We start from the raw sequence: 7,073 nt of genomic DNA on the forward strand, positions 1-7,073 counted from the left end.
GTCCTGGCCGGAGCGAAGTCCCTGGCCGTGATCGCGGAGTGGGCCGCCGACGCCCCGCCCAACCTCCTGGCCCGGCGCCGGGGGCCCCCGGCGCGGGCCCCCCCCCCCCCCGGTGGTGGTGGCCAGCTGCAGGAAGTACCGGTAGACCCCGCCGAGGACGCCAGCCATCCAAGCGTAGAGCTCGGCGCTGGTGAACTGCCGGTCCAGGAACGTCACAGTCGCGTTGGCCTGGGTCAGCTGGAGCTCGGCGACGGCCTTCTCCTGGGCGACGACACTCTTGTGATCCTTGGCCGCCTGCCACGCGTGCTCGGCCGCGCGAGAGTCCTTCTCCGCCAGCCCCTTCTGCAGCTTCCACTCGTCGACCTGACGCTCGTGGCTGGCCATGAAGGAGTTCGCCGACAACCGGGCCTCTGCGCCGTTCAGGAAACCGGTCGCAACGCCCTTGGCGATCTGCGCGACGGAGATCCCGGCCGCGATCCCGATCTTGGCCCCGCCGCTGAAGACGATGTCGAGGAGGCTACCGGTTGTCGACGCGGCCTGGGCCACCCCGATGGCGGCATCGAGCCCCGTGACGACGTTCTTCAGGTCGCGGATCTCCATGTAGTTCTGCAGGACATCCCGCTCGTAGCCGTTGAGGCCGGCCGAGATCCGGGCCGTGTAGGTCTCGCCCAGGAAATCCGCACGGGCCTTCTGGTCCTCGGCCGCCCGGACGCCGTCGTCGGCCTCGGTCACCCGCAGGCCCTGCAGTTTCGCATTCTGCTCGGCGACCTCGACTCCCTTCCGGGCGTCGAACCGGCGGAACTCTGCCGCGTCGTACTTCTCCAGTGCGGAGAGGTACTCCTGCTCGACCTGTTGGGCCAGGCTCACCAGCTGTCGCGCCCGGTCCTGCAGCACCCGGTACCGATAGGGCGTCGGGCGGAGGGCGACTGCCGTCGACGCCACGGCCCCTGGGCCCGCAGCCAGGGTGGTCGCGCTGTCCGGCGCGGTGGACACCCGCGGGACACCTGCAAGGTCGCGACCCTGTCGGAGCTTGGCCAGCCGGGCGGCGACGGTGGTGCGCTGCGCAGCCAGCGCCGGGTTCGGGAAGGCCACTTCGGCGGCGCCCGGTGGCGCGCCGAGGAAGTCCAGATCGCGGCTGTCCAGCACAGCGCCGGCGGTCTCGTACAGCGCCCGCGCGGCTGCCACCGTGGTGTCGAGGCCGCGGGCGAACTCGGTGTCGCCGTAGTCCATCAGACACTGGGCGATCGTGGCGAGGGTGAAGCGTGTGTAGGGGTTGGGCCGTCTGCCGGCGACGGTGTGCGGGTTGAGCCGCGAGGTCCAGTCGCCGACGGGCGACAGGTCGACCGCCCGGTTGGTCTCGACGGCGAGCACCGGGTACACCGCGTGGCTCCCCGCTGGGAGGTTCAGCGACCACACGGTCTGGAACCAGTCCAGCGCGGCGGCGTACTGCCCCGACCGGGCGAGCGCCTGCGCCAGCAGCACCGGGGCTGACCAAAAGACCTCACGCAGCGCCGTCGCCGCCGGGTTGGTGCGCGGCGTGCTGACGGGCGCGAACAGCGCCGCAGCGAGCGTCTGCAGCCGCTCGACGCCGGAGCTCGAGCGTTGCTCCGTGAGCCGGAAGGAGACCTGCCCGATCTCGGTGGTGCTCAGCACGAACGGGAAGATCCGGACGTCGGACAGCAGCCCCTGAAAGGCACCGTAGGGGACCCGGCTCCCGCCGCCGAGGTCGCCGGAGCGGGTGTTGCCCAGCTGGTCGGGCACCGCGTAGACCGTGGCCTTGGAGCTCGGGTTCTCGGCAGAGGCGACCAGCACCCCATCGACGTACAGGCGTGGCCGGCGGCCCTCATACACGACCGTCACGTGGGTCCAGCCCGTGATGGGGGCGGCGTACACGAGGACAGCGGGCAGATGACCGTCGCCGTGCTCGTAGACGGACACCCCGTTGGTGCCCACCGATACCCCGGCGCCGGCCGCAGTGGGGTCCGCGAAACGGCTGCCGGCCTGGGCGGGGCCGAGGGCGTAGCGCTGCCCGGAGGTGCCGCTCGCGCCGCTGGTGGCCTGGGCGTCAATCTTGTGAGGGGCGGTGGGGAACGCCCAGAACGACAACGTGAAGTCGTTGACGACCGGCGCGAGGACGCCGAACACGGGATCCGGTACGTCCACGACCGCGTCGCCGCCGTCGAAGGCGAGCGCGGGCCCGAACAGGCCCCGCGCGGAAACCGCGCCCACGACGTCGAGGTCTTGGCCGCCGCCCGACGTGTCACGGGCCTTGCCGCCGCCGTCCTCATCGAGAGGCCAGCGCGCTCGCGGCGCGCGCAGACCGGCCTCGACGGAGCCTCGCAGTGGCGCCAGGAAGAGGTTGGCACGCCAGCGCACCTCGTCCACGCCGATCTGCTGGGCGCGCAGGTCGTTGACCAGGGCGGTGAACGCCGGGGTGGCCAGTGGGGCCAGGTCCGGGCTCAGGAGGTTCTCCGGATACAGCCACGTCAGCATCGCCGACACCCAGCCGTCCGGGTCGGAGTGCCATCTCCAGCTGGCGTCGAACTGGCTCTCGTCGTCGATCCGCCATGAGCGCGCGGGATGCCAGGCGGGCAGACGCGCGCCGCGCAGCGCCTCGAGCAGCCCGGTCACGACCTCACCGGCGGCGCGCAGCCTCGTCGTGGCGGGGCTGCCGGGGCCGACGAGGACATCAGTGCCCAGCCGAACGTCGAGCCACCGGGCCACCTCGGCCGTCGCCGTCCGGCCCTCGATGCTCACCAGAAGGCTGTCGCGCAGCAGCGGCAGCGCCGCCGCCTGGGCGGAGGAGATCGCCGCGCCCAGCTCGTCGCGGGAGGCACTGAGCTCGGCAGCGCGGGACCGGAGCCGACGCAGCCAGGCGCCGCGCGCTGCGAGGTCCGTGCGCCATGGGATCGGGGTGGGCGCGGGCCCGTCGTCGGTGAAGGACGCCTGGGTGAGGCTCACGCCTGTCTCCTCGGTGCGCCAGCGGCCCCGGAGTCCGAGCGTGGTCACGCGAGTGAGCAGCGCCTCGACGTCGGACCACTCGTCGGCTTGCACCGTGCCGAGGGCGGCCAGCCCCGCGACCGTGCGCAGCATCGCGAACGCGGGCTCGCTGAGATTGGCGGCGGCCAGCGCCGGGCCGATGTCCCTCCCCTGGTCCCGGCGAGCCGCCAGATCGATGAGGTCGACGCCGGGCCGGGCGCGGTCGAGCACGGCGGCCAGGGCGGCTGGTTGCGTCGGCTGCGCGGCGCGCACGGCGTGCAGGTCCGCGGCGATGACCGCGATCTCTGCCGTCCGGTCGGCGAGCAGGCTGCCGGCCAGGCCGGTGCGCCCGACCAAGGTCAGGTCGTCAGGGGTGATGACGTCCGGGTCGACGAGCATCTGGAAGCCGGCCACCGCCGGGTCCAGCGCTGCGTCCTCCTCGCTCCATCGCTGGGTCAAGGTGGCCTCCCGCCAGCTGGAGAGCTGCGAAGGGGGGAGCAGGCGGGCTGGTTGGAGAGTGGGATCGGTCGACGGCAGGCCGAAGAGCCGCTCCAGGTCGCTCTCGGTCCGCGCGCCCGCAGCCAGGGTCAGGTCGTCGAGCGCGGTGGGCGCGACCGCGAGGCGGACGCCCAGCCGGGCGGCGACCTCGTCGCGGAGACCGGGATCGGCGCCGCGGGACAGGCGCAGCTCTGCCGAGGACAGGCCGAAGGCCTGCAGGAGGCTCTCGTAGACGGCGTCGCCGTAGGCAGCCAGCCCTTCGGCCACGGTGCCAGCGGCCGGCCAGGTGACCCCAGCGAGCCCAGGGACGAGCGAGTCCGGCACCGCTTCGGTGAGCACCTCCAGGGCAGCGATCGAGCCGGCGAATCCGCCGAAGAACGAGTCTCTGCCGATCCGCAGCGGACCGGCGTTGCCCACGCTCGGCGCGCTCAATGCGGCCGTGCTGTCCAGCCGCCCGTCGAGGTAGACGTCGAGCCGGTTCCCGGCCTTGATGACGACGACGTGCGTCCACGTCCCGACCGTGAGCGGCGAGGTGCCGTCGATGCCCTCGTTCCCGTTCGCCGTCGTGCTGACCCGCACGTGCAGCCCATTGTCGCCCGGGCGCAGCCAGATCGCGAAAGTGCGCTCGGCGTCCACCGCGCCCCGGTGCATGACGGCCCGCCAGGCGCCGGTGCTGTCGGCGGCGACGTTGATCCAGAACGCCACCGTGAAGTCGGTGCCGTTATCACCGATGCGGGGGCCGGCGTCGGCGGGGGCGGCGGCACCGGAGTCCGTGCCCAGTACAAGGGTGCGGCGGCCGCCCGGCCCAGCCCCGAGGACAGCGCCGGCGGCGAGGGTCAGGTCCAGGCCGTGACCGGAGAGATCGGGAACGGTGTCGGCACCCGTCGGCGCCGCGAAGTCCCAGCGGCCAGCGACCAGGTGGGGAGTGAGTGCGAGGTAGCGGCGCAGGGTCTCCACTGCCAACTGGAGTCGGCTCACGGGTTGGCTGCCTGCCGTGGCGACGCCGGACAGCGGCTGGGTGAGATCACCCAGTCCCAGGTATGTCACCCGCTCCAGATCGGTGACCGTGACGCGCGGCGGAGCGGCCACGCCGGTCCGAAGCAGCACTTGGGTGCGGGCGAGGTCCAACAGCGCGCTGAGGTAGGCGCGGTCGTCGAGCCGTTCCTCCAGGGTGGCCGGCCTGTAGTCCGAGCGCACCGTGATCGGGACGGCCACCACCGTGGTGCCCGAGGTGTCCCCGGCGGCCCGCGGAGCCGCGTCAACCGCGGTGAAGGTGAGCACATGCCCCCCGTAGCCACTGACCCGCACGGTGCCCGAGAAGGGGCCATCGGCGGTGAGCAGGGTGGTCGGGGCGCCACCGTCGACCGAGCAGGCCACCGTCTGGACGTGGCTCTGGCTGTCGCTGGCGGACAGGGCCACGGGCACGTCGTAGGCAGGTGCGCCACCGGGCACTGCGGTGACCACGTATGACTGATCGGGGGTGGGGAGCCGCACGTCGAGGCGTGGCGGGGCAGCGTCGACGGTGTCGACGGAGACGCTTGAGACCTGTGCCAGCGCGGGGTCGACCTCGGCGCCCGAGGGGCCGATCGCGGTCGCCGACATCGTGAGCGTGAAGCGCCCCAGCGGGGTGGCCGGCAACCGCACGCTCGAGGAGAACACCCGGCCGTCGGGGGACGACGTCGTTCCGCCGGACGCCGACCAGCCGCTCGGCCCGGCGACCGTCCAGGTAACCCGTCGCTGGCCGAAGCCCGGGGTGGTGGTGGCCTGCACCGCGATGTCCGTGCCACCTTCGCCCACCCTGACCACACCCGCAGCGGGCTGGGTGACGGCGACGTCGACGATCGGCGAGTCGAGAGTCACCGCGACGTTCTGGGTGATCGTGCTCCTGACCACCCCCGACGGGGCGTCCTTGATGCGCGCGATGACAGGGACGGAACCGACCCGGTAGAAGCGGACCGTCGCGGACCAACTGAGATCGCCAACCGTGGCCGGGAAGACAAGCCCGCCAGCCGTCACCTCGACGGTGAACGGCCCCTCGAAATCGACGCTTCGCCAGGTGCCCCTCACCGTCACCGGGAAGCCGGGTTGTGCGCCGTGGACGGCGCCGATCGCGGCCATCGTGATGGTGAGGACCGGCGACGGATCCCGGCCGTTCCCGCCGTCGATCAGTGGCATAGCGACCCCGGCAAGGGCTTGCGGCGTTGATTCCGCGCTCAAACGTCGCCTCCCTGGCAGGACTGGAGGAGGGCGGGCGGGGCGGCCGTACGGGCGACAGCGAAGTGGCGGTCGTGGTCGAGCTCGGCGTCTGCGAGCCGGCAGGTCTCACGGGCGGCGCCCTGTGCCGCGGACAAGACGGTGAACACCGACTTCGCGACCGGTTGGGCGGTGACGAGCTGCAGTGTGGCCCCAGCCGGAGTCTCCCGGCAGTACGGTCCCGGTAACGCCTCGTACCGGCCGCTCGAACGGTAGCTCACAGCGTTGCTCCCCCTCCGGCGTCGCGCGCCGTCCGTGTGGGGAAGCCTCCCGCCCTGCCTGTTTCGGCCGCAACGCGTCGAATGACGTAGTCGGGAGCACTCACTCAAACGCACTCCCCTCAGCGGGTAGAGCGCACAAGTGCCACTGCAGGAAGCGGAATTGGGTGCGCGTTGCCGTTGTGAACAACACTGACCCTCCCAAGCCGTATGGACACCCCCGACCAGCGGCGCACCCCGCACCTGGACAGACCTGTAAACCCCCCGCCCGAACAACAGCCGCCGATCAGCCCGCCCTCGCCCATGTAGGTCAGCCACTCCCCTGCCTGCGCCGGACACCGGATACGTCGCACCGCTCAGGTACCGAGGCCTCCTGGGTACGGAACCACGACGCCCCAACCGTCGACATGCTCAACCGCATGCCGGAAGACGGTGGCCATACGCGTGTCAGGGAACGGACTCCTCGCCGTCGCCGCAGTCGCCGAACGCCACGGCACTCACCCACCGCCGCGCCGCCGCAAGGTCGGCCGCAGTCCCAGCGGGAACGAAACGAAAGCCGTCCCATTCCTCCAGCACTCTGGGCTCATCAGGGCAAAGATGCCCGCCACCGGTGTGCAGCGGGCGGTGCCGGCGGTACTGATCGAGCGGCGGCCGGCGACGTTTGTGGTACGCCGCGAGCGGGTCACTCGGGTCGATGCGTGGGACCGCGCGGGAAGGCTGGTTCGGCGGCTCAGGCCGGGAATGCTTACCCATGGGGGTGATGGTCTCAGGCGGCGATCGTGCTCGGGCGGGCCGCCGTGAGGTCCTTCGCGCGGATGCGGACCTCGTCGACAGCGGCGCTCCGGTACAGGCGGATGGAATCCAGCAGAACGCTCAGCCTGGAGGCCACCGGGGCGGAGGCAATCCAAGCGGCCCCGTCGAGCGCGTGCTGAACGGCTGCGGCGCCCTGCTCCGGGCGACGTCCAGGCCTGTGATCCACGACGGCTCCCGCACGAGCCGGCGAACGGAGAAGAACGCGATCGCAGGCCCCCGGCGGAAACCGGCCCCGGCAAAAGCGACAATGAGATCTTATCTTTCCAACCTGGCGGGTTGGACGGGAAGTTGGGCTGACAGACAGGTGAAGCC

Annotated in this window: 4 protein-coding genes; all 4 read right to left on the minus strand. The window is 72.0% G+C overall.

Annotated features, from left to right (window positions below):
• Positions 1 to 5,652, minus strand: a 5,652-nt coding sequence (locus ACFW2E_RS37465) for a LamG-like jellyroll fold domain-containing protein (RefSeq protein ID WP_384473693.1), incomplete at its 3' end; no start/stop codon positions are given.
• 38 nt (positions 5,653 to 5,690) lie between these two features.
• Positions 5,691 to 5,951, minus strand: coding sequence for a hypothetical protein (locus ACFW2E_RS37470; protein WP_384473696.1), 261 nt, complete (start codon positions 5,949 to 5,951; stop codon positions 5,691 to 5,693).
• Between the two features lie 444 nt (positions 5,952 to 6,395).
• Entirely contained in the window at positions 6,396 to 6,701 is a 306-nt protein-coding gene (locus ACFW2E_RS37475; RefSeq protein ID WP_384473699.1) for a DUF6087 family protein, read from the minus strand.
• 13 nt (positions 6,702 to 6,714) lie between these two features.
• On the minus strand, positions 6,715 to 6,927 hold the full coding sequence (locus ACFW2E_RS37480) for a hypothetical protein (RefSeq protein WP_384473701.1): 213 nt from the start codon (positions 6,925 to 6,927) through the stop codon (positions 6,715 to 6,717).
• Between the last annotated feature and the right edge of the window lie 146 nt (positions 6,928 to 7,073).

The sequence above is a fragment of the Streptomyces sp. NPDC058964 genome (assembly GCF_042741275.1).
In the GTDB taxonomy this organism is placed as follows: Bacteria; Actinomycetota; Actinomycetes; order Streptomycetales; family Streptomycetaceae; genus Streptomyces.